The organism is Variovorax raffinosi, assembly GCF_051216615.1.
In the GTDB taxonomy this organism is placed as follows: domain Bacteria; phylum Pseudomonadota; class Gammaproteobacteria; order Burkholderiales; family Burkholderiaceae_C; genus Variovorax.
In genome coordinates this window covers 644,316-668,422 of record NZ_JBPJZR010000002.1, presented here as the reverse complement: position 1 = coordinate 668,422, position 24,107 = coordinate 644,316, and the positions used below count along the sequence as shown (strand labels likewise).

The 24,107-nt window shown below is 68.6% G+C and carries 16 protein-coding genes; 12 read left to right on the top strand and 4 right to left on the bottom strand.

Going from position 1 to position 24,107, the window contains the following annotated elements; translation table 11 throughout:
• Positions 1-318: 318 nt before the first annotated feature.
• Entirely contained in the window at positions 319-948 is a 630-nt protein-coding gene (locus ACSFB7_RS09125; RefSeq protein WP_435469188.1) for a cysteine hydrolase family protein, read from the bottom strand.
• A gap of 101 nt (positions 949-1,049) precedes the next feature.
• Here ACSFB7_RS09125 and ACSFB7_RS09120 point away from each other — a divergent pair, with 101 nt between their 5' ends.
• Positions 1,050-2,027 carry a GlxA family transcriptional regulator gene (locus ACSFB7_RS09120; RefSeq protein ID WP_435469186.1) on the top strand — a complete coding sequence of 326 codons (978 nt, stop codon included), beginning with the start codon at positions 1,050-1,052 and terminating at the stop codon, positions 2,025-2,027.
• Positions 2,028-2,037: 10 nt separating this feature from the next.
• Here ACSFB7_RS09120 and ACSFB7_RS09115 read toward each other — a convergent pair whose 3' ends face one another.
• From ACSFB7_RS09115 to ACSFB7_RS09105, 3 genes are all read right to left on the bottom strand, one after another.
• The gene (locus tag ACSFB7_RS09115; protein WP_435469184.1) at positions 2,038-4,041 is read right to left on the bottom strand and encodes a hybrid sensor histidine kinase/response regulator; all 2,004 of its coding nucleotides are present in this window, start codon (positions 4,039-4,041) and stop codon (positions 2,038-2,040) included.
• On the bottom strand, positions 4,038-5,078 hold the full coding sequence (locus ACSFB7_RS09110) for an ABC transporter substrate binding protein (RefSeq protein WP_435469182.1): 1,041 nt from the start codon (positions 5,076-5,078) through the stop codon (positions 4,038-4,040). Before ACSFB7_RS09110 ends, ACSFB7_RS09115 begins: the two co-directional genes overlap by 4 nt.
• Positions 5,079-5,289: 211 nt before the next feature.
• On the bottom strand, positions 5,290-7,188 hold the full coding sequence (locus ACSFB7_RS09105) for an ATP-binding response regulator (RefSeq protein WP_435469180.1): 1,899 nt from the start codon (positions 7,186-7,188) through the stop codon (positions 5,290-5,292).
• Between the two features lie 162 nt (positions 7,189-7,350).
• On the opposite strand from ACSFB7_RS09105, the gene phnD reads away from it, so the two are divergent.
• The 11 genes from phnD (at position 7,351) to ACSFB7_RS09050 (ending at position 24,071) form a co-directional block, all read left to right on the top strand.
• Entirely contained in the window at positions 7,351-8,388 is a 1,038-nt protein-coding gene (gene phnD, locus ACSFB7_RS09100; protein WP_435469178.1) for a phosphate/phosphite/phosphonate ABC transporter substrate-binding protein, read from the top strand.
• 374 nt (positions 8,389-8,762) lie between these two features.
• Entirely contained in the window at positions 8,763-9,827 is a 1,065-nt protein-coding gene (locus ACSFB7_RS09095) for a phosphate/phosphite/phosphonate ABC transporter substrate-binding protein (protein WP_435469176.1), read from the top strand.
• A gap of 401 nt (positions 9,828-10,228) precedes the next feature.
• Positions 10,229-10,615: a DUF2628 domain-containing protein gene (locus tag ACSFB7_RS09090; protein ID WP_435469174.1), complete on the top strand. Its 387-nt coding sequence runs from the start codon at positions 10,229-10,231 to the stop codon at positions 10,613-10,615.
• A 170-nt stretch (positions 10,616-10,785) separates the two neighbouring features.
• Complete coding sequence (gene tssK, locus ACSFB7_RS09085) at positions 10,786-12,117, top strand: type VI secretion system baseplate subunit TssK (RefSeq protein ID WP_435469172.1); 1,332 nt, start codon at positions 10,786-10,788, stop codon at positions 12,115-12,117.
• 31 nt (positions 12,118-12,148) lie between these two features.
• Entirely contained in the window at positions 12,149-13,510 is a 1,362-nt protein-coding gene (locus ACSFB7_RS09080; RefSeq protein ID WP_435469170.1) for a DotU family type VI secretion system protein, read from the top strand.
• Positions 13,507-17,109 (top strand): type VI secretion system membrane subunit TssM, encoded by a 3,603-nt coding sequence (gene tssM / locus ACSFB7_RS09075; RefSeq protein WP_435469168.1) that lies wholly within the window; start codon positions 13,507-13,509, stop codon positions 17,107-17,109. Before ACSFB7_RS09080 ends, tssM begins: the two co-directional genes overlap by 4 nt.
• Complete coding sequence (tagF, locus tag ACSFB7_RS09070; RefSeq protein WP_435469166.1) at positions 17,106-17,747, top strand: type VI secretion system-associated protein TagF; 642 nt, start codon at positions 17,106-17,108, stop codon at positions 17,745-17,747. Before tssM ends, tagF begins: the two co-directional genes overlap by 4 nt.
• A gap of 733 nt (positions 17,748-18,480) precedes the next feature.
• Positions 18,481-20,499 carry a protein kinase domain-containing protein gene (locus ACSFB7_RS09065; RefSeq protein ID WP_435469164.1) on the top strand — a complete coding sequence of 673 codons (2,019 nt, stop codon included), beginning with the start codon at positions 18,481-18,483 and terminating at the stop codon, positions 20,497-20,499.
• A gap of 55 nt (positions 20,500-20,554) precedes the next feature.
• Entirely contained in the window at positions 20,555-22,135 is a 1,581-nt protein-coding gene (gene mltA, locus ACSFB7_RS09060; RefSeq protein ID WP_435469162.1) for a murein transglycosylase A, read from the top strand.
• Between the two features lie 16 nt (positions 22,136-22,151).
• Positions 22,152-22,901: a hypothetical protein gene (locus ACSFB7_RS09055; RefSeq protein WP_435469160.1), complete on the top strand. Its 750-nt coding sequence runs from the start codon at positions 22,152-22,154 to the stop codon at positions 22,899-22,901.
• A 27-nt stretch (positions 22,902-22,928) separates the two neighbouring features.
• Positions 22,929-24,071, top strand: a complete 1,143-nt coding sequence (locus ACSFB7_RS09050) for a hypothetical protein (protein WP_435469158.1) — start codon at positions 22,929-22,931, stop codon at positions 24,069-24,071.
• Positions 24,072-24,107: the final 36 nt, after the last annotated feature.

The window sequence follows — 24,107 nt, the reverse complement described above, 5'->3', positions numbered from 1 at the left end:
ATCCGATTCGTTGTTCGGGGTGGGTTCGGGTTCGGGTTCATTCAGGGCGAGTGCGAATGACACCAGGAGCTCCCCTCCGCGAATGTCCCCCGCTTCGCTCCTCCTTTATTTCGCTGCGGGGAGCACCTGGTGCCATTCGCACTGGGGCACGCTGCTGGTGATCGCCGATCAACGACTGCTCTGTCCAACGCTCGCGCCGATACGGGGCTCTTTTTCGCGAAATAAAGGAGGAGCGAAGCGGGGGACATTCGCGAAAAAGAGCACCGTGTCGGCGTGAGTGCCGCCCTGAACAGCAGCGCCCCTAAAACGCAGGCCGCGTCAGACGCCGCGAGCGCGACGGTTGGACATCACCACGTTGTCCTTCGCGATGACCTGCCCTTCCTGCATCGCAGTGATCCACGCGGCAGTCGACGTCACCGCCGCGAAGTTGCTGTGGAACACCACGCTGAAGACACGATGGATTTCTTCCGCGGTGACCTTGCCCGCCGCATTTTCGTAAGGCAGCGCGCCGCTGGCGTCCGCCAGGAACTCCACGTTCAGGCCGCGGTGCATCGCCTCGAACACGGTCGATGCGTCGCAGTTCTGCGTCATGTAGCCCGCCACGCTCAGCGTGTCGATCTCGTGGCGGGTGAGCCACTCGGCGAAGTCGGTGCCCGTGAACACGCTCGGGAAGGTCTTGGTGATCAGGTGATCGCGCGGGCGGTTCGCGACCTCCGGATGGAGCTGGCCGTTGTGCGTGTCGGCCTGGAACACCGGCGCGCCCTTGGGCGCATGGTGACGGACCACGACGACCGGCGTGCCGGCGGCGTGCGCCGCATCCATGGCGCGGGTCACGTTGGGCAGCGTGTCCAGGATGGGCGGGTATTCGATCGGCAGGCCACCGCCTTCGAAGTATTCGTTCTGCACGTCGATCACGACGAGGGCGCGGCGCGGGGCGGTGTTGCTCATGAAAGGGCTCTTTCTTGTGTGTGGATGGGATGGCCTGATTCTTCGCGTTGTCGCCCTTTGCCGAAAGTGGCCCGGAAGCCATTCATCGATAAGATCGGGCCATGACCCGCCCTGCCGTCGAAACCATCGCCGTCGTTGCCTTCGACGGTATCAGCCCATTCCACCTGTCCGTGCCCTGCATGGTCTTCGGCGAAGACCGCACGGAAGACGGCGCGCCGCGCTTTCGCATGCGCGTGTGCGCGCCCGAGCCCGGCCCGCTGCAGACCAACGCGGGCTTCACGCTCGGCGTGACGCACGGGCTGGAGGCGATCCGCCGCGCGCAGATCGTGGTGGTGCCCTCATGGCGCGACGACGGCAGCGCCGCGCCGCCCGCGCTCATTCGCGCGCTGCAGGCCGCACACAGACGAGGCGCCACCGTGGTCGGCCTGTGCCTGGGCGCCTTCGTGCTGGCCGAGGCCGGCCTGCTCGACGGCCGCCCGGCCACCACGCACTGGAAGCTGGCACCGGCTTTCGCAAAGCAATACCCGCAGGTGCAACTGCAGCCCGAGGTGCTGTACGTGGACGACGGCAACGTGCTCACTTCCGCCGGCACCGCCGCGGGCATCGATTGCTGCCTGCACCTGCTGCGCGTGCGCTACGGCGCTGAAACGGCGAACCGCGCCGCGCGGCGCATGGTGGTCGCGCCGCACCGGCAGGGCGGGCAGGCGCAGTACATCCAGCAGCCCATGCCCGCCACCGGCGAGCGCGACCGCCTCGCGCCGCTGCTGGAGTGGCTCGGCCGACACCTCGATGTGCCGCACGTGCTGGACGACCTGGCCCGGCGCGCGCTGATGAGCCGTCGCACCTTCACGCGGCGCTTTCGCGAATCCACCGGCACCACCGTCGGCCAGTGGGTGCAGAACCAGCGGCTGGCGCTGGCGCAGCGGCTGCTGGAGACGACCGACCATCCGGTCGAGCAGGTGGCGACCGGCGCCGGCTTCGGATCGGCGGTGTCGCTGCGCAAGCACTTCCTGTCGGCGTTCAAGGTGTCGCCGACGGTGTACCGCCGGCAGTTCTCGCGGGCCGACGCCACGGCCTGAACAGCCGGCGTCAGACTGCGTGCGCGTGCCGCCGCGTGGTGAGCAGCGCGCGCAGCTTGGCCGGCGCGACCGGCTTGGTCAGCAGCATCACGCCGCCATGGCGCAAACGCTGCAGCACCTCGGGCCCGGTGGCGCCCGACACCAGCACCGCGAGCGCGTCGGGCTGTAGGCGCTTGGCGGCGTCGATCACGTCCACGCCGTCACCGTCGCCCGCCAGTTGCAGGTCGCACAGCACCGCGTCGTAGTGGATGTCGCCGGTGCCCAGCCGCGCGATGGCCTCGGGGCCGTTGGTCACGCATTCGACCTGGCAGCCCCATTGCTCCAGCAGCGTGCGGCTGCCGTCGAGGATGACCGGGTCGTCGTCCACCACCAGGCAGCGCAGGCCGGCCAACGGCGCGGGTGCGAGCGGCGGCGGCTCGGCCGGCACGGCATCGGTGGTGCGCGCCGCGGGCAGCGTGAAGGCGAAGGTGCTGCCGGCCTGCAGCGCGGAGCGCACGGTGATGCGGGTGCCGAGCAGCGTGGCGATGCGCGCGCAGATCGCCAGCCCCAGCCCGAAGCCGCGGCGGCGGTCGCGCTCGGTGTTCGCCACCTGGTAGAACTCCTCGAAGATCCGGCCCTGGTGGATCGGCGCAATGCCCACGCCGTTGTCGCGCACCTCGATGCGCACTCCGGCCGGGCTGCGCCGCGCGGCCACCAGCACGGTGCCGCCATCGGGCGCATGGCGCAGGGCGTTGGTCACGAGGTTGCCGACGATGCGCCGCAGCATCGCCGCATCGGTGCGCACGGCCAGGCCACGGTCGCTCCAGCGCAGGCGGATGCGCGCCTCGATGGCGGTGGCGGTGTGCTGCGCATCGAGCTGGTCGAACAGCGCGGCGAGCGACACCTTGGTGATGGCCGGCGTCAGCACCTGCGCATCGAGCCGCGAGATTTCGAGCAGGTCGTCGAGCAGCACGCCCATGAACTCGGTGCTTTCCTGCAGCCGCAGCACGGCCGGGCGTTGCGTGGGCGAAGCGCCCGGCAGCAGCCCGTCGATGAACAGGCCCATGGCATGCAGCGGCTGGCGCAGGTCGTGGCTCGCGGCCGCAAGAAAGCGCGCGCGCGACAGCGCGGCCTGCTCGGCCTCGGCCATGCGCTGCAGTGCCACGGCGGTGGCTTCGCGCACGCGCTCCTCGCTGACCTGGCGGTTGCGCTGCAGGCGTTCGGCCAGTCGGTCGATGTCGTGCGCGAGCACCGCCAGTTCATGCGTGCCGCGCGTGCCGCCTTCGACCACGTCGCAGCGCATCTCGAAGTGCCCGGCTTCCAATGCCGCCACGGTGCGCGATACGCGCCGCAGCGGCCGTGCCACGGTGCGCGCCATGTGGCGCACCGAAGCCCACGCCGCCAGCAGCGCGACCAGCGCAATGCCGATGCCCGCAATCAGCGAGCGGCTGCGCTCGCGCGTGTAGGCCGTGGTGTCGCGAAAGGTCTGCACCAGCCCGATGGGCGCGTCGCCCGCCGCGGTGGAGCCCGCGGGCGCGAAGGCACTGGCGCGCGAGGCTTCGCGCAACGTGACCGGCGAGGTGAACATGCGCAACTGCGCGAGCGATGCGGTCTTGGGCCCGGCCGTGACATACACGCCGGCGCTGTTGCTGATCTCCACGCGCGTCACCTGCCCGCCGCGCAATGCCGCGTTGGCCACGTTCTGCAGCGCCGGCAGGTCGCCCGCGTAGAGGCTCAGGTCGGACATGGCCGCCACCTGCCGCGCCACGGCCTGGCCTTCGGCGTCGAAGGCGGCTTCGAGCGTCTGCAGCCGGTTGTGCGTGAACCAGCCGGTGAGCGCGAGCGCCACCGCCGCGCACGGCACCACGCCAAGGCGGAACAGGTCGCGCTGCAGGTTGCCGCGCACGACCAGCGTGTGGGAGGCCGGTTGGCGCACCGGCGCGTCGACCGGCGCGTCGACCGGCGCATCGGCCGGCGCGTGCGGGCCCGCCGTCCCGGTGGGTACCGGGCCTTCGGGGAGGCGGTCGGTGTTCATCTCGGGACCGCGAGCCGTTCGGTCAGTTCCCGTTCCTCCGGCAGACGCAGGCCGAGTCCGCGCGCCACGGTGGCATTGACGCGCACGGTGGCCGGCGTTGCCGCTTCCACCAGCGGCCCGCTGTTGTTGTTGCTGTTGTTGGCGCCGGCGCTGCTCGCGCTGGCGACCTTCTGGCCGAGCAGGCGTGCCTGCTGGGCCAGCTGTGAGGGTGTCGACACCGCGGCGGCCAGGCCGCCCGATCGCACCAGGCCTTCGCTGGCGCCGAACACCGGCACGCCGGCACCGGCGCCGGCGCGCAGCACCGAGAGCGTGGCCGCCTGGTTGTCGCCGATCAGGTCGGGCAGCACCATCAGCGCGTCGCTTTGCGGCACCACCACGCGCAACGCGGCAGCGAGCGAGCGGGCATCGGGCGCGTATTCGACGTGCACGTCCCACGCCGGGCTGGCGCCTTGGGCCGCACGCTGCAGCTCGCGCACCAGCGGTTCGGACTCGGGCGTGGCGACCACGCCGACGCGGCGCTTCTGCGGCAGCACCGCGTTGATGAGCGCCAACTGGTCGGCCATGGCCGGGTCGCGCAGCAGCACGCCCACGCGCCGGTCGCCGCGCTTGAGGGCGGGGCTGCTGGCCTTGAGGGCTTCGTAGTCGAGCCGGCTCAGCATCGCCAGCACCAGCGGCTCCTGGCCCGGTCGTTCGACGGCGGCGCGGGCGGCGGCCGGACCGACGGCCATGGTCAGGGGCGCATCGCTGGTGGTGGTGCGCAGGCTGCGCGTGCGCACGCCGGCATTGGCGGCCCGTTCGGGCTCGGCGCCGGCAACGTCTGCGGTCTGTTGTTGCTGTTGCTGCGGATCGACACCACCGGGCGAGAGCCGAACCAGCTCGAAGCGGCTGCCCGGTTCCTGGTCCGCGCGAAGCTGCTGCACGAATTCGGACGACGCCGCGATGTCGTCGCCCATCAGCACCGTGAGGCTGGCGGCCGATGCGGCACCGCCGGCCAGCATCACGCCCAGGGCCAGCAGGGCACGGGTGAGAGGGCGCACGCGTGCGGGGACACGCGAAAGAAGGTGGTTCACGGCAACAGACATGGACTGCTTTCGCAGCGAGGGGCAATGATCCAATGTAAGGACGGGCCCCCCTTTGCGCGATAAGGCGGAGGGCTTATGTCAGCCCCCGCGAGGGCCTGCCCGCGTGACGGAATGCACGCCCCGGTGGCTGCACGGCCTATGCCCGATGGACTACCTACGCACCTACCTACGCACCTATCTCGCTCGCGAGCTGCAGCGCGGCGAGGCGCTGCGCCTGGATGGCCTGGCGCAGCACGCGCGGCGACACCGGCTTGTAAAGCACCGTGATGCCCGCGCTCGCCACTTCGCGCAGGCGGTCGGGCTTGGTCTCTCCGGTCACCAGCAGGCGCGCGGTGCCGGGGCCGATGCCGCGCGGATGGCGCTCCAGCGCGGCGATCACGTCGAGGCCGTTGTCGCCGCCTTGCAGCAGCAGGTCGCTCACCACCACGTCGGGCGGCTGGTCCCAGGCATCGGCCAGCGCAAGGGCTTCGGCGCGCGTCTGCGCGGCCAGCACTTCGGCGCCCCAGTTGGCGAGCACCACGGTCAGGCCTTCGAGGATGGTGCGCTCGTCGTCGATCACGAGGATGCGCACGTTCGCAAGGCTGGCTTCTTCTTCGAGCCCGGTGATGATGGGCGAGCCGGCCGGCGCGGGCAGGGCGGCCGGCGCCGAGCGCACCAGCACCCGCACGCAGGTGCCCTTGTGCAGCCGGGAGCTGAGTTCGACGCGCGTGTTCAGCAGCTCGGCCAGCCGCTGCACCGTGGCCAGCCCCAGCCCCATGCCGCGCGCGCCGCGTGCCGCCTGGCGGCCGGTGGGCTCCACCTGATAGAACTCCTCGAACACCCGGGCCTGGTGCTGCAGCGCGATGCCCACGCCGGTGTCGAGCACGTCGATGCGCACGCCCTTGCCGCGCCGCCGCGCGCCGATCAGCACACCGCCCTCGATGGTGTGGCGCAGCGAGTTCGACACCAGGTTGTTCAGGATGCGCGAGAGCATCACGTAGTCGCAGCGCACCCACACCTCGGTCTTGCGCACCACCAACCGCAGGCCCTGCTGCTCGGCCACCGGTCGGAAGTTGCGGCTGATCTCGTCGAACAGCCGGTCCAGCGGGAAGTCGGTCCACTGCGGCTGCAGCACGCCGGCGTCGAGCTGCGACAGGTTCAGCAGCTCCGAGAACAGTCGGTCGAGCGAGTCCACGCACTCGCGGATGTGGCCGATGCGCTGCAGCTTCACCGGATCGGTCTCGCCGTTGGCCAGCCCGTCGGAGAACAGCGTGAGCGCATGCAGCGGCTGGCGCAGGTCATGGCTGGCGGCGGCCAGCAGCCGCGTCTTGGCCTGGCTCGCCACTTCGAGCTGCGCGTTCTTGCGCGCCAGCTCGGCCGTGGCCTCGGTGATGCGGCTTTGCAGCAGGCCATGGCTTTCGGCAAGCGCGCGTGCTGCCTGGTTGAAGCCGTGCTGCAGATGCCGCACTTCGGACGTTCCCTCGATCGCCACGCTCGCGTCTTCGCCCGCGCCGAGCCGGTCGACCGCCTTGCCCAGCGCGCGGATCGGCTCGCTGATGCGCCGCGCCGCCCACCAGCCCGCCAGGCCCACGCCCACGAGGCTGATGGCCAGCACCAGCACCACGTTGAGCCAGACCGAACGCCGGGCGGTCTGCACCGCGCCCAGGCTGATCTCGACCATCACCTTGCCGTTGTGCCGTCCGTCGTCGCTGACGATGGGCACCACCACCTGCAGGCCTTCGCCGCGCGCGCGGTCCACCGTCTCGGAGTTGGCGACGATCTCGCCGTCTTCCGTCCAGATCTGCACCTGCTGCACATGCGGTTGGTAAGTGCCCGACTGCGCGGTGCGCTGCAACGCGCGGCGGTCCATGCGCGCCAGCGGGGCCTGCGCCACCGTGGCCACCTGCATCGCCACCGTCTGCGCGTTGGCACGCATCAGCTCGGTGAGGTTGCCCAGGTGCTGCCGCGTCAGCACGGCAATGGCCGCCAGCGTGGCCAGCGTCGCCGGCACCAGCGCCAGCAGGATCAACTGCTGCGCGAAGGTCATGCGCGCAAGCCCCCGGAGGACGCGGAAGTTCCAGCTCATGAAGGAAGTGGGCGCATGAGGGCCGAGCTTATGAGCCCCGCCCCGAACATGGAAGACAGGAAAAACATCACAAAGAATGTCTGCATTTGCTATTTAATGGCGTCCGCGTAGCCCATGTTAGACCCGCTGGTCCGCAGCGTCCCTATGTCTTCCGGTTCAAAAATGCTGGTTTTCCTGCGTCGCTTCACCGCTGTTCCGGGCGCCCTTCGTGTGGCGGCGCTGGGCTTGCTCATGGGTCTGCCGCTGTGGGCCGCGGCCCAGGCCAGCAGTCCGCTGCAGCCGCCGGTGCGCTTCGGCATCCTGCCGCTGGGCGGTGCCTTCGAGTCGCGCAGCGACTGGGATCCGCTATTGGCCGAACTCAGCCGCGCCATCAACCGGCCGGTGAGCGTGCTGTCGGTCAATTCATACGAAGCGCTGGAGCAGGCCATCCAGCGCGACGAGGTCGACATGGCTTTTCTCTCGGGAAAAATGGCGCTCGACGCCGTGACCCAGCGCCGCATGAAGGTGGTGGCGCAGGTGGTGCGGCACGACGGCCTGGCCGGTTACCGCGCGCTGCTGCTGTCGCGCAAGGTGCCGCCTTTCAACACGCTGAAGGACCTGCTGGAGCAGCCCGAGCGCTGGCGCATTGCGCGCGGCGAGAAGCAATCGGTGTCGGGCTTCATCGTGCCGCAGTTGCAGCTTTTCCTGCCCAATCACATCGTGATGGAAACGCGTTTCCTGAGCGAGGTCGTCGGTACCCACCAGACCAACGCATTGGCTGTTGCCAACAACGAGGCGGACGTGGCCACCAACAATTCGGCCGACTTCGAGCGCTTCAAGCTGCGCTTTCCGGCCGAGACGCAGCGGCTGCAGGTACTGTGGGAGTCGGACCTGATTCCGCACGCGCAGATCGTGGTGCGGCGCGAATACCCGCCCGAGCTGCGCACGCGTGTGCAAACCTTCCTGACCAACTACGGCCGAGCCAAGGGTCCGCGTGGTGATGCCGAGCGCGTGGTGCTCAAGTCGCTGCACGACCTGGCGGGTTTCGTGGCGGCCGACAACAGTTCGCTGCAGCCGGCCGCCAAGCTGGCCTACCAACTGGCCCGCCAGAACGCCATGACGGCGCAATGGGTGAACGACGCCGCGCGAGAGGCCCGTCTGCAGCGCATCGACAGCGGTTATGCGGAGCAGGTGAGTGTGCTGAAAGACGTGACGCCTTGAGATGAGAAGCTGTTTTCTTATTCGTCGCGTGGTGTCTGGAATGTGTTGTTCCCGGCGCTGCTGTTGTTTGGGGCGTGGTTGTTCTTCAGGGCGACGCTCGCGCCGACACGGTGCTCTTTTTCGCGAATGTCCCCCGCTTCGCTCCTCCTTTATTTCGCGAAAAAGAGCCCCGTATCGGCGCGAGCGCTCAGAGCGGTCGTTGATCAGCCGCAAACGCAGAGCGTGTCCTGTGCGAATGACGCCAGGTGCTCCCCGCAGCGAAATAAAGGAGGAGCGAAGCGGGGGACATTCGCGGAGGGGAGCTCCTGGTGTCATTCGCACCCGCCCCGAACGAATTTCCTGAAGCGCCAGCAAAGCAAAACAAAGCGACCGACATGCTCCCCCGACTCAAGCAACTGCTGGCAACTCTAGGCCGCGTCGTAGCAATCGCAGCAGCACTGTCCCTGCCGCCGCATGCTTCGGCGCAAGGAACAAACGCCGGAGCACCAGAAAAGAGCACAACCCCCACCATCAAGTCGGTCCGCTTCGGCGTACTGCCCCTCGGTGGCACCGTTGAATCGCGTGCCCTTTGGACACCGCTCATGGCCGACATGAGCCGCGCCCTCGGCATGCCGGTCGATGCCTACTCCGTGCCGTCGTACGAAGAACTCGACCGCGCCATCGGCCGCAACGAAATCGACATGGCCTTTCTCTCCGCCAAGATGGCACTCGACGCCGTGATGCAGCGGCGCATGAAAGTGGTGGCCCAGATCGCGCGTCGCCCCGGCATGCCCGAACACCGCGCCGTGCTGCTCATGCGCAAGGCCGCCCCCCTCAACTCCCTCGAAGGCATGCTCGCCCAGCCCGAACGCTGGCGGCTCGCGCGCGGCGACAGCCGATCCGTCACTGGCTTCATCGTGCCGCAGAGCGAACTGTTCCTGCCGCACAACATCGAGATGGAAACGCGCTTTCTCAGCGAGTTCGTCGGCACCCATCAGGCCACCGCGCTCGCGGTGGCGAACGGCGACGCCGACGTGGCGACCAACAACACCACCGACCTCGAACGCTTCCGCCAGCAGTTCCCGGTCGAGGCCGCGCGGCTGCAGGTGGTCTGGCAATCCGATCCGCCGCCCGGCGCCCCGATGGTGGTGCGGCGCGACTACCCGCCCGAATTCCAGGCACGGCTGCAGGGCTTCCTGACCGGCTACGGCAAAGGCAAGGGCGCGCGCGCCGACGCCGAACGCAAGGTGCTGGAGACCCTGCGCGCCGCCTACGGCTATGCCGAGGCCGACGACAGCGCGCTGCTGCCCGAGGCGAAGCTCGAATACCGCCTCGGCAAGCAGCGGGCCATGGCCGCCTCGTGGGTCAACGAGGCCGCGCGCGAGCAACGGCTGCAGCGCATAGAGAAGACCTACAACGAGCAGGTCGAGACCTTGCGCGCGCTGGCTGCCGGGCGCTGAGCACGCGACGCTTGCCAGTTGGCGGGCCCCGCGGCTCGCACATGACAAATCCCCGTTTCGCGAGAGTTTCTCTGCCCTGATGCGGGCTGGGTGACCATTGTTTGCAGTGCCTGCGTGTCGCGGCCCGCAAACTGCCGCGACCTCTTTTCCTGTCACGGAAGAGGTCGATGCCGCGCTTCCTGTCTGTTCATCCTTCTGCCTTTCCTGTTGTTGCTGGTCGCCCGACGCGGGCACCGGCGCGGCTGCCTGGCGAAGGCGCATACCGAACGACTGGCAGCCGGTGAATCGTCAATCACAGGGAGGAATGAAAGGAGGAGGGCATCAGGCCAGAGGCGCCGATGGGTTGAAAGGGAGGGCACAGCCCTGATTCAAAAACAGAAGTAGCAAGCAACAGAAAAAACATGAAGCGTTATCAAATATTCAAGCACCCCTCAGGCGACATCGCGGCCATCCCCGAAGGATGGAACTGGATGGCATTCCTCTTTGGCGGGCTTTGGGCCTTGTTCAATTCGATGTGGAGCCTGGGATTCGGCGTCATCGTCGGAGTGCTCGCCTTTGACTTCGTGGGCAACCTGCTGGTCGGACCAGGCGCAAGCATCTTCGTGCTCCTTGTTGCGTGCGCGATTTCCTGGACCTTCGGGTCGAACGGCAATGAATGGCTCGCAAAAAAACTGTATGCCGCAGGCTATGAACTGGTCGAAGCGGTAACGGCTTCCAGTGCAGCGGCCGCGCTGGTGCTGGCGTTCCCGAAGGCCCAGCCTTCTGCCCAGGACGAAGACAACCCGTAAGCCTGATAGGGAGACGGGCGCGTGCCGCGCGCCCCTTTCTTCCCCGCATCTACTCCCTTCGCCGTACCTCCAAACCGCTCCGCCTAGACCATTAGGCGGATTTGCCATCCGTCCTTCGCGCCGGAAACTTCGTGTTTCTTTCAGGCACCCTTGCCGTTGACGGAGTGCGGATGAGTTGGCGAACAAAAGTGGTCTGGAGCGAGGGGATGCTGTTGCAGCCTCAGCACCTGCAGCAAAGCGAGCGCCATGCCGATCATGCGCGGCATGTGCTGTTGCGCACGACCACCCCCTACGCCTGGGGCTTTGCCGAGCTGGAGATCGACGCGGCCGCGCTCACGCTGGGCAAGCTCGCGCTGGTGCGCGCGGTCGGCGTGTTCGGCGACGGCACCGTGTTCGACATGCCGGCGGTCGATCCGCTGCCCGAGCCCATCGACATTCCTTCCACCATGCGCGACGAAGCCGTGGTGCTGGCGCTGCCGCTGCGCCGCGCCGGCGCGCGCGAAGCCGATGCGGAAGACTACGAAGAGCTGGTGCGCCACCGCGTGCTCGAATCCGAAGTGCCCGACTCCAACACCGCCGGCGAACGCACGGCGATGCTGCAACTGGGCCAGCTCCACACGCGCCTGATGCGCGCCAGCGAAGCCACCGACGCCTGGACCACGCTGGGCGTGGCGCGCGTGGTCGAGCGCCGTGTCGACAACCAGGTGCAGCTCGAACGCGCCATGCTGCCGCCGCTGCTCGATGTGGCGGGGCATGCCGTGATTCGCGCGTGGCTCGACGAGCTGCTGGGCCTGCTGCGCCAGCGCGGCGAAGCGCTCGCGGGGCGCATGACGCAGGGCGGCACCGGCGGCGTGGCCGAGATCGCCGACTTCATGCTGCTGCAGGCGGTCAACCGCAACGAGGCCGTCTTCGCGCACCTGGCCAAGACCGCGCTGCTGCATCCGCAGCACTTCTTCGAGCATGCGCTAGGGCTGGCCGGCGACCTTGCGAGCTTTCGCGATTCGCGGCGTGTCGCGCGCTTCGGGCCGTACATCCACGATGATCTTGCGCTGAGCTTCCGTCCTGTGATGGACGACCTGCGCCGCAGCCTGTCGATGGTGTTCGAGCAGTCGGCCATCCGCATCGAACTGCACGACCGCAAGCATGGCGTGCGCGTGGCGGTGGTGGCCGACGTGGAGCTGCAGCGCAACGCGACCTTCGTGCTGGCGGTCAACGCGCACATGCCGAGCGAAGCGCTGCGCGCGCGCTTTCCCACGCAGGTGAAGATCGGCCCGGTCGAGCGCATCCGCGACCTCGTGAACCTCGCGCTGCCGGGCGTCACGCTGACGCCGATGCCGGTGGCGCCGCGCCAGATTCCCTTTCACGCGGGCGCCAACTACTTCGAGCTCGAAACGCGCAACAGCGACCTGTGGCGGCAGCTCGAACAGTCGGGCGGCATCGCGATGCACATTGCCGGCGACTTCCCGGGCCTGGACCTCGCGTTCTGGGCCATTCGTTCCTAGCCCCATGGGCTGACGGAAACGGAACACCATCATGAGCAGCACACCTCCCGACCCCTTTGCCGCCTTCGAGTCGGAGCGCACGGTCATCAAGCCCAAGCCGCGCACGCCGGGTGGCACGCCGCCGGCACCCGCGCCCGCACCGTTCTTCGGTGGCCCCGACCCGACGCCGCCCGCCGAGGTCGGCGAACTGGGCCTGCTCAATCCGCTCGTGTCCGCCGCCGGCAAGCTGCTGGTGCTGATCGGCAAGCTGCGCAACCTCGCACAGCCGCCCAACGTGCCGGCGCTGCGCGCGTCCACCGCCGATGCCGTCAACCAGTTCGACGCCGGTGCGCGCCGCGCGGGCGTCAGCAACGAATCGGTGCTGGCCGCGCGCTATGTGCTGTGCACCGCGCTCGACGAAGCCGTGGCCAACACGCCCTGGGGCGTGCAGGCCGGCTGGAACAAGCAGAGCCTGCTGGTGCAGTTCCACAACGAGACCTGGGGCGGCGAAAAGGTGTTCCAGCTGCTGGCCAAGCTCGCGCAGGACGTGCCCACGCACCGCCAGTTGCTGGAGCTGATCTACAGCGTGCTCGCGCTCGGCTTCGAGGGCCGCTACCGCGTGGTCGACAACGGCCGCGCGCAACTCGACTCGGTGCGACAGCGCCTGGCCGACCTGATCGCCAAGGACCGTCCGCCGCTCGAAGCCGAACTCTCGCCGCACTGGCGCGGGCAGGGCGCGGGCACGGTGCGGCTGCGCGAGTCGCTGCCGCTGTGGGTGTTCGCGGCGGGCTTTGCGCTGCTGCTTGCACTCGCATGGTTCGGCCTGCGGCTCACGCTCAACTACCGCTCCGACACCACCTACTCGGCGGTGTCCGGCCTGCGCGTGCCCAACCTGCAGATCGCGCCGCCGGCCGCGCCGGCCAAGTCGCCGCGGCTTGCGCGTTTTCTCGAACCCGAGATCAAGCAGGGCCTGGTGACGGTGACCGACGAAGCCGACCGCAGCGTGGTGCGCCTGCGCGGCGATTCCTTCTTCGGCTCCGGCAGCGCCGAGCCGATGGCGTCTTCATTGCCGGTGTTGCGCCGCATCGGCCAGGCATTGGCCGAGGTGAAGGGCGACGTGCTCATCACCGGCCACTCCGACAACCAGCCGATCCGCTCGCTGCGCTATCCGTCGAACTGGCACCTGTCGGCCGCGCGCGCCGATGCGGTGAAGGGCGCGCTGACCACGCTGGTCGATCCGGCGCGCATGCGCTCCGACGGCAAGGCCGACGCCGAGCCGGTCGCGCCCAACGACACGCCGGCCAACCGCGCGCGCAACCGCCGCGTCGACATCGTGCTGCTGACCGAACCCGACCGCGTTGCTGCCGCTGCTGTCGCTGCCCCGGCTGCTCCCGCCCCAGGAGCGACGAAATGATCAAGAAAATCTTCGGCTTCCTGTTCAGCCCGTTGCTGCTGACCCTGCTGGCGCTGATCGTCGTCGCGCTCCTGATCTGGTGGATCGGCCCGCTGGTGAAGATCGGCACGCTGGCGCCGCTGGAGAGCGAGACCACGCGCGCCATCGTCATCGGCGTGATCGTGCTGATCGTGGTGCTGCGCGCGCTGTACCGCCGCTGGCGCGCGCGCCGTGCGAGCCAGCACCTGACCGATGGGCTCATGAAGGCGCCGGCGGCCAAGACCGATGCACCGGTCAACGGCGAACAGAAGATCCTCGACACCCGTTTCAGCGAAGCCGTCGCCACGCTCAAGCAGATGCGCCTGCATGCCGCCGGCAAGAAGCCGGGCTGGCGCGACTGGATGTCGATCTCGGGCGGCAGCTACCTGTACGACCTGCCCTGGTACGTGTTCATCGGCGCGCCCGGCGCGGGCAAGACCACGGCGCTGGTCAACTCGGGCCTGAGCTTTCCGCTGGCCGAGAAGTTCGGCCCCGGCGCCATTCGCGGCGTGGGCGGCACGCGCAACTGCGACTGGTGGTTCACCGACGAGGCCGTGCTCATCGACACCGCCGGCCGCTACACCACGCAGGACAGCCACCAGTCGGAAGACAAGAGCGCGTGGGAAGGCTTCCTGGGCCTGTTGAAGAAGGCCCGCCCGCGCCGTCCGCTCAACGGCGTGTTCCTCACCGTCAGCGTGGCCGACCTGCTGAGCCAGGGCCCCGAGGCGCGCACCCAGCTCGCGGCCTCGATCCGCGCGCGGCTGCTCGAACTCGACAGCAAGCTCACCACGCGCCTGCCGGTGTATGTGCTCGTCACCAAGAGCGACCTGCTGTACGGCTTTACCGACTACTTCGACGACCTCGGCAAGGAACAGCGCGCGCAGGTCTTCGGCTTCACGCTGCCGCCCGAGGAAGTCGTGCAGGTCGATGAGAAGGGCATGTCGGCCGCGTTCCAGCGCGAGTTCGCGCTGCTGCACAACCGCGTGAACGACGGCCTCATCGCGCGCATGCAGCGCGAGACCGACGGCACGCGCCGCGCGGCGATCTTCGGTTTTCCGGCGCAGTTCGGCTCCATCGGCTCGCTGCTGTCCGACCTGCTCGACCAGGTGTTCACCGGCTCGCGCTTCGCGCAGCCGCCGTGGGTGCGCGGCGTGTACTTCACCAGCGGCACGCAGGAAGGCAGCCCGATCGACCGCGTGATGGGCAGCCTCTCGCGCAGCTTCGGCATCGAGCGCGCGATGCTCGCGCCGCAAAAGAGCAGCGGTCGCAGTTATTTCCTCACCTCGCTGCTGCGCGACGTGGTGTTCCCCGAGCAGCGCCTGGCCGGTGCCGACGTGAAGCTGGAGCGCCGCCGCCACACGCTGCGCGTGATCGGCGTCACCGCGATGACGCTCGTCACCGTCGGCCTGCTCGCGGCCTGGGGCTACAGCACGCTGCAGAACATGAACTACCTGAAGTCGGTCGAGGCCCGCGTCGCGCCCGCGCAGCAGACCCTGGCCGCATTGCCGTCGCGTGTGCAGAACCTGGTCGAGGTCGCGCCCGTGCTGCAGGGCCTGCGCGACATCTGGAAGACACCCGACAACCACCAGGGCGACGAGCCGCTGTCGATGACGCTGGGCCTCTACCAGGGCGACAAGCTCGATGCGGCCGCCATGCTCACGCACCAGCGCGCGCTCAACGACGCCTTCCTGCCGCAGATCGCCAAGCGAATCGAAGACCAGTTGCGCACCGCGCAGAAGGACAACCTGGAGTACACCTACGAAGCGCTCAAGAGCTACCTGATGCTCTACCAGCCCGAGCACTTCGATGCCGAGGCGCTCAAGGCCTGGATCACGCTCGACTGGTCCCGCAGCCTGGACCGCGGCATTCCCGAAGACCAGCGCAAGGCCCTCGAAGACCAGCTCGACGTGCTCATCGCGCAAGGCCCACCGCGCTCGCCGCTGAAGATGGACGAGAACCTGGTGCGCAGCGTGCGCGCCGTGCTTGCGAGCTATCCGCTGGAGCAGCGCGTGTTCAGCCGCCTCAAGCGCCAGCGCGCCAGCAAGGACATTCCGGCCTTCAGCGTGGCCACCGCCACCGGTCCTTCGGGTCCGCTGGTGTTCGAGCGCATCAGCGGCAAGCCGCTGACCGATGGCGTGCCGGGCATGTTCACCTACGACGGCTATCACAAGCGCTTCCAGAACGAAGTGACCGTGCTCACCGGCCTGCTCGCGGCGGAAGACCCGTGGGTGCTCGGGCAGGACAAGGGCACCGCCGACCGCCTGCGTGACGTGGCCGCGCTCGGCGCGTTGACCGATCGCGTGCGCCGCCTCTACCTGGAGGAGTACGTCAAGCAGTGGGAGGCACTGCTCGCCGACGTGCGCCTGATCCGCGCCAACGGGCTGGAAAAAAACATCGAGACCGCGCGCATCCTCTCGGGCGTCGATTCGCCGCTGGCCAACTTCCTGCGCGCGGTGGTGAAGCAGACCACGCTGATCCCGCAGGGCGACGCCGGCAAGGACGTGGTCAGCAAGGCCACCGAGACGGTGCGCAACACGCGCAAGGGCCTGGAAGACCTGTTCGGCGGCGACCCCGGCAAGCAGGTGGCGCCGGGCAAGCGCATCGAGAGCATCGTCGACGACCGCTTCGAGCCGCTGCGCCGCCTCGTCACCGCCGGCGGCCCCAACCAGCCCGCGCCCATCGACGATGCGCTCAAGCTCTTCAACGAGGTGTACGTGTACCTCAACGCGGTCGACACGGCGGTCAAGGGCCGCACTTCGCCGCCGCCCGGCGACGTGGCGGGCAAGCTCAAGTCCGACGCCGGCCGCCTGCCAGAGCCTGTTCGCACCATGGTCGAGAACTTGAGCCAGTCGGGTGCGGCGCAGGCCCAGGTGGCCGAGCGCGGCAACCTGAGCCAGGACCTGCGCCCGGTCGCCGAGTTCTGCGCGCGCGCCATTGCCGGCCGTTATCCCTTCGTGCCGAGCAGCAAGCGCGACGTGCTGCCCGAAGACTTCGGCCAGATGTTCGGCCCCGGCGGTTTGATGGACGACTTCTTCCAGAAGCGCCTGGCCGCGCTGGTCGACACCAGCACGCGCCCGTGGCGCTACAAGCCCGTGGCCGAACGCGGCGCCATCACCACGCAGGCGCTGGCGCAGTTCGAGCGCGCCGCGCGCATCAAGGACATCTTCTTTCGCGCGGGTGGCCGCAGCCCGTCGATGCGGCTGGACTTCAAGCCGGTGGAGATGGACGCGGGCATCACCCAGTTCATCCTCGACGTCGACGGCCAGCTCGTGAAGTACGCGCACGGCCCCGTGGTGCCGATGGCCGTGCAGTGGCCGGGGCCCAAGGGCAGCAACCAGGTGCGCATTCAGGTGAGCCCGCCGTCGACCACCGGCAGCTCGGGCTCGGCGGTGGATGGGCCGTGGGCGCTGTTCCGTGCGCTCGACGACGGCCAGCTCGAAGCCGGTGACGCGCCCGAGAAGTTTTTTATCACCTTCCAGATTGGCGCGCGCAAGACGCGTTTTGAAGTGACGACGAACAGCGTGCAGCATCCGATCCGGCTGCGTGAGCTGCGGGAGTTTTCCTGTCCGGAGGGGTTGTGAGCGTTGCCTCTGCTTCTCTTCCTTCTTCCGTTTTCGCTTCGGCGGAATTGCCGGGGTGGTTCGGCAAGTTGCCGGGCATGGGGGACTTTGCGCATCGGCGGCTGCCTGAATCGTTTCGCTCTGTGTGGGATGCGTGGCTGCAACGTGGACTCGCACGGCTGCGGGATCGGCATGCGGACTGGACTTCGCATTACCTCGAAGCGCCGATCTGGTGCTTTGCGCTGGGGGCGCAGGTGGCGGGGGAGGGGCGGTGGATCGGGGTGTTGATGCCTTCTGTGGATGGGGTGGGGCGGTACTTTCCGTTCACGCTGGCTGTCGAGCTGGATGACGGGGTTGCGGATCGGCTGGAAGGGGAGGCGCTGGGTGCCGCGTTGCACTGGTGGGCGTTGGGGACGCAGGCTGCGTTGGAAGGGCTTGATGGGGATTTGGATGCGCTGCGGTTTGATGCGGTGCTTGGGCGGTTGTTTGTTGTTGCTGCTGCCGCTGCTGGCGGTGCTGCTGCATCGCTTGAGTTGCCGGGGGTAGGGGGTTCGTTGTGGTTGGGGGATCCGGCTGTTGAGGGCGGGGTTCGGATGACTGCTTCTGGATTGCCTGTCGATGCGCAATTCGAAGCTTTGTTTCTCGGGGGCGGGGAATGAGGGGAGCTAATCGTTTTCTTTCCCGAGGCCGGGTCTCGGCCCGGCGGCCGACCTACTTTTCTTTGCTTCGCCAAAGAAACGTAGGCAAAAGAAAGGCGACCCTGCTGTCTGCGTCCCTCCGCTTCGCTGCGGGCAACCTGCGGTGCTCGCGTTTCGCGGGGTCTCGCAGAACTCGCTTCGCTCAAACAGCTGCGAGCCCTGATCCGCGAAACGCTGCGCTCCTCGGCGCAGCCAGAAGGGATGGGAAGCCTTCGGGCCATCGCTGCGCTCGGCCTTGGGTTTCGTTCGGGCCTTCGCTTCGCTCGGCCTTGGGATTTGCTCCCTCTCCCCTTGGGGAGAGGGCGGGGGTGAGGGCATCGGCTTTCATCCAGGCGAGGCGGTGTTCCTGCGCCGTCGGCCCTCACCCCAACCCTCTCCCCAAGGGGAGAGGGGGCTCGAGCCGAGCGAAGCGATGGCTCGTTCGGTATCCAACCCCCCTCTGGCTGCGCCGAGGAGCGGAGCGTTTCGCGGATCAGGGCCGCAGCTGTTTGAGCGAAGCGAGTTCTGCGGACCCCGCGAAACGTGAGCACCGCAGGTTGCCCCGTAGCGAAGCGCAGGGGTCGCAGACAGTGGGGTCGCCTTTCTTTTGCCTACGTTTCTTTGGCGAAGCAAAGAAAAGTAGGTCGCCTGCCGGGGCGAGACCCGGCCTCGGAAAGCAAACCCAAAGCGCAGTTCAAACATCAGGAGCCAGTCAATGACCGACTCCCCCAAAACCCAACCCCCAGAAGACGACCGCACCCGAGTCGTCTCCCGCCCCGCGCAGCAGCCCACAAGCAGCAACGACACCTCAGCAACCATCATCACAGGCGGCGCCCCCACCAGCCTGTCCCCACCAGCAGTACCCCCAACAACCCCAGGCGCAGGCACACATGAAGCCGGCCTCCTCCTGGTAGGCAGCCGCCTCGCAGAATTCGAAATCACGCGAATCATCGGCCAGGGCGGCTTCGGCGTCGTCTACGAAGCCTGGGACCACGACCTAGAACGCGTCGTCGCCATCAAGGAATACCTGCCGACCTCCCTGTCGACAAGACAGCAGGACGGCACCGTCGTCCCCCTGTCGGAGCGCCACAGAGAAACCTTCGACCTCGGCATGCGCAGCTTCATCAACGAAGCCCGCCTGCTGGCCCAGTTCGACCATCCGTCGCTGCTCAAGGTCTATCGCTTCTGGCAGGAGCGCGGCACCACCTACATGGTGATGCCCTTCTACCGTGGCGACACATTGAGAGAAGCCCTGGTGGCCATCCCCGCGGGCGTCGACGAGGCCTGGCTGATCCGCATCATGGACGGCGTCACACAGGCGCTGGCGGTGATGCACCACGCCCACTGCTACCACCGCGACATCGCACCCGACAACATCATCCTGCTCGAAGGCTCGGGCCGTCCGGTGGTGCTCGACTTCGGCGCGGCACGCCGCGTCATCACCGACAAGACACAAGCGATCACCGTCATCCTCAAGCCCGGCTACGCGCCCATCGAGCAGTACGCCGAGATGCCCGACATGTCGCAAGGCGCATGGACCGACGTGTATGCGCTCGCGGCCGTGATGCACGTGGCCGTGTGCGGGCGCGCGCCGCCGCCTTCGGTGGCGCGGCTGCTGTCCGACAGCTATGTGCCGCTGGCGGGCAACGACATCCTGCGCCAGCGCTACAGCCTGCGGCTGCTGCAGGCGATCGACGCGGGCCTGGGCGTGCGGCCCGAGCAGCGACCGCAGTCGATGGCCGAACTGCGCGCGGCGCTGGACCTCGATGTGGGCCACAGCATTGCGCCGACACCGCGCACGCAACCGCCATCGGCTGCGCGCGGCGTCAACACCAACACGAACAGCAATGCCAATGCCGCGACGGTCATTGGCAGCAACAACAGCAGCAGCAATAACAACAAGAAGAGCAGCGGCAAGGCATCGCCATCGGCTCCCGCCCCCGCAGGCAGCAACACGAGCACCAACGACAAGGGCAAGGGCAAGGGCAAGACCATGGCCGCACTCGCATCGGTCGCCCTCGTCGCAGTCGTGGCCGGAGGTGGCTGGTGGTGGTTCCAGGGCCGCACGACGGCCGGTGACGTGGGTGGCGGCAGCAAGCAGAGCACGACCACGACGACAACAACAACCCCACCGCCAGCGCCCGACACCAAGGTCGCCGAAGCACCATCAGCACCACCACCGCCTGCCCCCGCTCCCGCACCACCGCCCCCACCGGCACCGCGCACCCCCGCCGATTCGCTGCAATCGTTCGCAGCCGGCGCCGCTGCCGGCTTCGACGTCACGGCCACGCCGAAGAAAGCCGAGGTTGCCATCGGCAAGGACCGGCTCGCCTTCGAGGTGCGCAGCAAGCGCGAGGGCTTCGTCTATGTGTTCCTGCTGTCGAGCGGTGGCGAGATGTTCCTGCTGTTCCCCAACCTGCTCGACAAGTACAACAAGATCACCGCCGGCGGCGCGCTTTCGCTGCCGCGCGCCTCGTGGCCGATGGACGCCGGCGGGCCGGCCGGCACCGACCAGTTCGCGGTGCTCGTGAGCGAGCACGAGCGCGACTTCAGCGCCGCGGGCGTGCAGAACGACGGCGTGTTCCCGGTGTTCCCGCTGCCGGTGCTGGCCGCGCTCGAAGCCACGCGCGGCTCCGGGCCGTCGCCGCTGCTGGGCAAGCCGGTTTGCGCGCCCGGCAGCGCGCCATGCAACGACGTCTATGGCGTCGCGAATTTCAAAATTGTCGAGAAGTAATCGTCTGTAGAACGTCGGCCCGATGGGTCGCCTTTTTCCGGACAAGGAGACTTTCATGAAGACCTCACAGTCGCCGCGCTTCACTCCCGCACTGCTTCGCTGGGCAACCGCCGCCGCCGTGGCGTCGCTGGCCGGCTGTGCCGCGCCACCGCCTGCGGCGACAAACGCCGACACCAGCGCCGCCGCCGATACCTCGGCGTCGCGTCCCGCGCCCACCGGTGCCAGCGTGGCGGGGCAGGCTCGCACCTTCTCGACGCAACTCGCCACCTACACATCGGTCGGCTTCGACGCGGTGCCGGGCTGGTCGCGCGATGATTTCTCCGAGAGCTGGCCTGCCTTCCTCGGCAGTTGCAAGGTGCTCACCGCGCGCGGCGCCGAGTGGAAGGAGGTGTGCGACAAGGCCCTGAAGGTCGACGGCAAGAGCAACACCGCCATTCGCGGCTTCTTCGAGAACGGCTTCTCGGCCTACCAGATCCGCGACGACGACCGCCGGCCCGATGGCGTGGTCACCGGCTACTTCGAGCCCGAGATCGCGGGCAGCCGGCAGTACGCCGCGCCGTTCATCTATCCGGTGTACGGCCAGCCCGACGACATGCTGTTCGCCGATGCGCGCAAGCTGCCGGCCGGCAGCGGCACCGTGGCGGCGCGCGTCGAAGGGCGCAACGTGCTGGTGCAGGCCGGGCTGAGCACGCGCGACATGGGCGCGCCGGGCCTCTATGCGCTCGATCTCGCGGGCATCTCGCGCGACACGCTCGACCGCAAGGTGCGCCTGCGGGTCGAAGGCAAGCAACTGCTGCCCTACTACACGCGCGAAGAAATCGAGACCAAGGGCGCACCCAACGCCAAGGTGCTGGCCTTCGTGGGCAGCGCCACCGCGCTGTATGAAATGCAGATTCAGGGCTCGGGCCGCATCAAGCTGGCCAGCGGCGAGATCATCCGCGTGGCCTACGCCGAGCAGAACGGCCAGCCCTTCCGCCCGACGCTCGCACAGGCCGCCAACGGCAAGCCGCGCAGCGCGGTCAAGGTGCGCGGCTCGTCCATCGAGCTGCAGCTCGACGACAGCGATGACGACGACGACACCAGCGCCGTCGCGGCCGGCACCATCCGTACGCGCGGCTTCACGCTGGCCCGGCCCACCGCCAGCGGCGCGGTCGTGGTGCCGGGGCGACGCACGGCCGGCGCGGTGGCCGGCTCGGGCATCAAGGACCCGAGCTATGTGTTCTTCAAGGAAGCCACGTCGCCGATCGGCGGGCCGGTGGGTGCCTTCGGCGTGCCGCTGTCGGCGGGGCGCTCGATCGCGGTCGATCCGCGCAGCACGCCGCTGGGTTATCCGGTATTCGTCTCGACCCGCACGCCCGGCAGCGGCGCGCCGATGCAGCGCCTGACCATCGCGCAGGACACCGGCGGTGCCATCCGTGGCGCGGTGCGGGCCGACTACTTCTTCGGCAACGGCCAGCAGGCCGCGACCAATGCGCGCCGCATGAAGGAGCGCGGCCAGCTGTGGATTCTTCTGCCGCGCGGCCTGGCCGTGGCGCAGGCCGCGGCGTCGTCGGCCATCCGCACGCGCGGCGGCCCGGTGGGTGCCAACCTGCCCCAATGCCTCGTGCCCACCGAAGGCGTGTGCGTAGACGACTGACTGTTCTTGTTCCTCCATGCAAGAAACCCTGTCGTCCGCGGAAAGCGCCGAACTCGTCCGCCTCTGGCGGCGGCGGCAGACGCTGTCCTCGAACGACATGGGCGCCATGTACCGCATCGTGGGCGATGCGCTCGTGGCCTGCAATCCGCCCGAGCTGCAGGTGCTGGGCGAAGGGCGGCAGGAGTTGGTGGCGCAGTTCATCTATGTCAAGGTGCTGCGGCTCGATGCCGACCCCGATGAATCGGAAGAGCGCGCGGGCCACAGCGCGCCTTCGACCGCCTTCGCGCTGTGCGCGTATTTCCGTCGCTACCTGATCGATTGCACCCGGGCCAGCTCGTTTCGCCGCAAGCTCTCCATCGGAGAGCAGATCACCGAGGCCCAGCTCGAAGACGAGATCGGCGCCGGCGAAGACCTCGAAGGCTGCCTGGCCGAATACGGCCTGAGCGCGCAGGCGGTGCAACTGGCCGCGCGCGCCTTCATCGCCGAGCTGCCCGAGCCCGAGCGCCTGCTGCTGTGCGAAGGCTTCGGCAAGGAGGCCGAAGGCGGGCTGTCGGGCATTGCCTCGCGCCATGCCATTGCGTCGTACCACTACCGCGCGGGCCGGCTCGGCCTGGTGCACAAGCGCGAGGGGCTGCCCGCGGACTACGCCAAGACCCGGCTCGGCGGCTGGCTCCAGCAGACGCTGGGCATTGCCATCGAGGCCGAGAACATGGCGGCGATCCTGCAGGTTTTCAAAATCCTCGGTGCTGAAGCGTCTTATGCCTGAAGACATAGCCATTCAGGAACAGACGCCATGAACACCGAACTCTGGCCCCCGCTCAGCGTGATCCGCAACGCATTCGAGACCGCCAGCGCGGCCGTGCCCGACGATGCGCTGCCCGGCACCGCCACGGTGGCCATGCCGGGCTCGGTTCCCGGAACGGGGGCCGAACCCGTGGGCGCCGCTGCGCTGTCGGACCTGCTCCTGCCTCTTACCGAACTGGCCCGGCGCCGCGAGGCCGTCGCGCGGCGCGCCTTCTCCGCGCGCTGGATGCCGGGCCGCCTCGTCAGCGTCGTGCATGAAGGGCGGCTGCTCGGCGTGCTGCTCGACCGCTGCATCCGTGGCGATGTGTGGCAGGGCTGGATGGCCGCGAGCGAGGCCGACTGGGCCTGCGCCTTCGACGTGCTGCTGGAGCCCGACGACGAGCCCTTCGAGCCGATGTTCGGCGTGATCCAGACCTGGAACGTGCTCACGCTCGAAGCCAGTCCGCAGTTGTGCGCGCGCGTGCTCGGCGAAGTCTCGGCCACGCGGCTGGCGGCGATCGGCGCGGTGCATGACGAATGGGCTGCGCAGGCCACGCTGGATATCGCACCCGAACCGGGGCGCATCGCCTTGCGCAGCGTGGGCGGTGTGTTCTCCGTGCTGTCGGGCACGCCGCTCGGCCCGCAGGACCCGCGTGCTGACTACCAGGCGCTGTACCGCGATGCGGGGCTGCGGCTGGGCTCGGCCCCGGCGCAATCGCCCATCGAGACGCCGACGCCTTCCCCGCGCGCCACGCCGCTGCCACGGCCCGAAGGCGGCTGGTGGGGCAGCATCCGCCGCTGGTTCGGCGCCGACGGCTGGGTGCGCCCGGCCTTCGCGGTGCTGGCCCTGTGCGTGGTGGTGCAGAACATCGGCCTGTTCAGCGGCGGCGGTACGGAAGACGACGAGGTGCGCTACCGCGCCGTGCCGACCGCGCCCGCACCGGCACGTGCCGATCTGTTCGTGCGCTGGAAAGACGGCGTGCGTATGGACGAGGCCGACCGGCTGCTGCAGTCCGTCTCGGCCGAAGTGGTGGGCGGGCCCGGTGTCAGCGGAACATGGCGACTGCGTGTGCAGGATCCGGTCGAAGGACTGGCTGTGCTGGCGGCATCGCCGCTGGTCGAGTCGGTGGGGCCGGCGTCGGAGCGGCCATGAGGTTTGCCGCGCCTCTGTCTTTCTCCCTCCCCTTCC

What these genes read in the sequence shown, in the direction of transcription:
- ACSFB7_RS09115 (WP_435469184.1), bottom strand. Translation starts at nt 4,041, where the DNA reads ATGAACACCGACCGCCTCCCCGAAGGCCCGGTACCCACCGGGACGGCG.
- mltA (WP_435469162.1), top strand. Translation starts at nt 20,555, where the DNA reads ATGAAGACCTCACAGTCGCCGCGCTTCACTCCCGCACTGCTTCGCTGG.
- ACSFB7_RS09105 (WP_435469180.1), bottom strand. Translation starts at nt 7,188, where the DNA reads ATGAGCTGGAACTTCCGCGTCCTCCGGGGGCTTGCGCGCATGACCTTC.
- phnD (WP_435469178.1), top strand. Translation starts at nt 7,351, where the DNA reads ATGCTGGTTTTCCTGCGTCGCTTCACCGCTGTTCCGGGCGCCCTTCGT.
- ACSFB7_RS09055 (WP_435469160.1), top strand. Translation starts at nt 22,152, where the DNA reads ATGCAAGAAACCCTGTCGTCCGCGGAAAGCGCCGAACTCGTCCGCCTC.
- tssK (WP_435469172.1), top strand. Translation starts at nt 10,786, where the DNA reads ATGAGTTGGCGAACAAAAGTGGTCTGGAGCGAGGGGATGCTGTTGCAG.
- tssM (WP_435469168.1), top strand. Translation starts at nt 13,507, where the DNA reads ATGATCAAGAAAATCTTCGGCTTCCTGTTCAGCCCGTTGCTGCTGACC.
- ACSFB7_RS09125 (WP_435469188.1), bottom strand. Translation starts at nt 948, where the DNA reads ATGAGCAACACCGCCCCGCGCCGCGCCCTCGTCGTGATCGACGTGCAG.
- ACSFB7_RS09050 (WP_435469158.1), top strand. Translation starts at nt 22,929, where the DNA reads ATGAACACCGAACTCTGGCCCCCGCTCAGCGTGATCCGCAACGCATTC.
- ACSFB7_RS09095 (WP_435469176.1), top strand. Translation starts at nt 8,763, where the DNA reads ATGCTCCCCCGACTCAAGCAACTGCTGGCAACTCTAGGCCGCGTCGTA.
- ACSFB7_RS09090 (WP_435469174.1), top strand. Translation starts at nt 10,229, where the DNA reads ATGAAGCGTTATCAAATATTCAAGCACCCCTCAGGCGACATCGCGGCC.
- ACSFB7_RS09120 (WP_435469186.1), top strand. Translation starts at nt 1,050, where the DNA reads ATGACCCGCCCTGCCGTCGAAACCATCGCCGTCGTTGCCTTCGACGGT.
- ACSFB7_RS09065 (WP_435469164.1), top strand. Translation starts at nt 18,481, where the DNA reads ATGACCGACTCCCCCAAAACCCAACCCCCAGAAGACGACCGCACCCGA.
- ACSFB7_RS09080 (WP_435469170.1), top strand. Translation starts at nt 12,149, where the DNA reads ATGAGCAGCACACCTCCCGACCCCTTTGCCGCCTTCGAGTCGGAGCGC.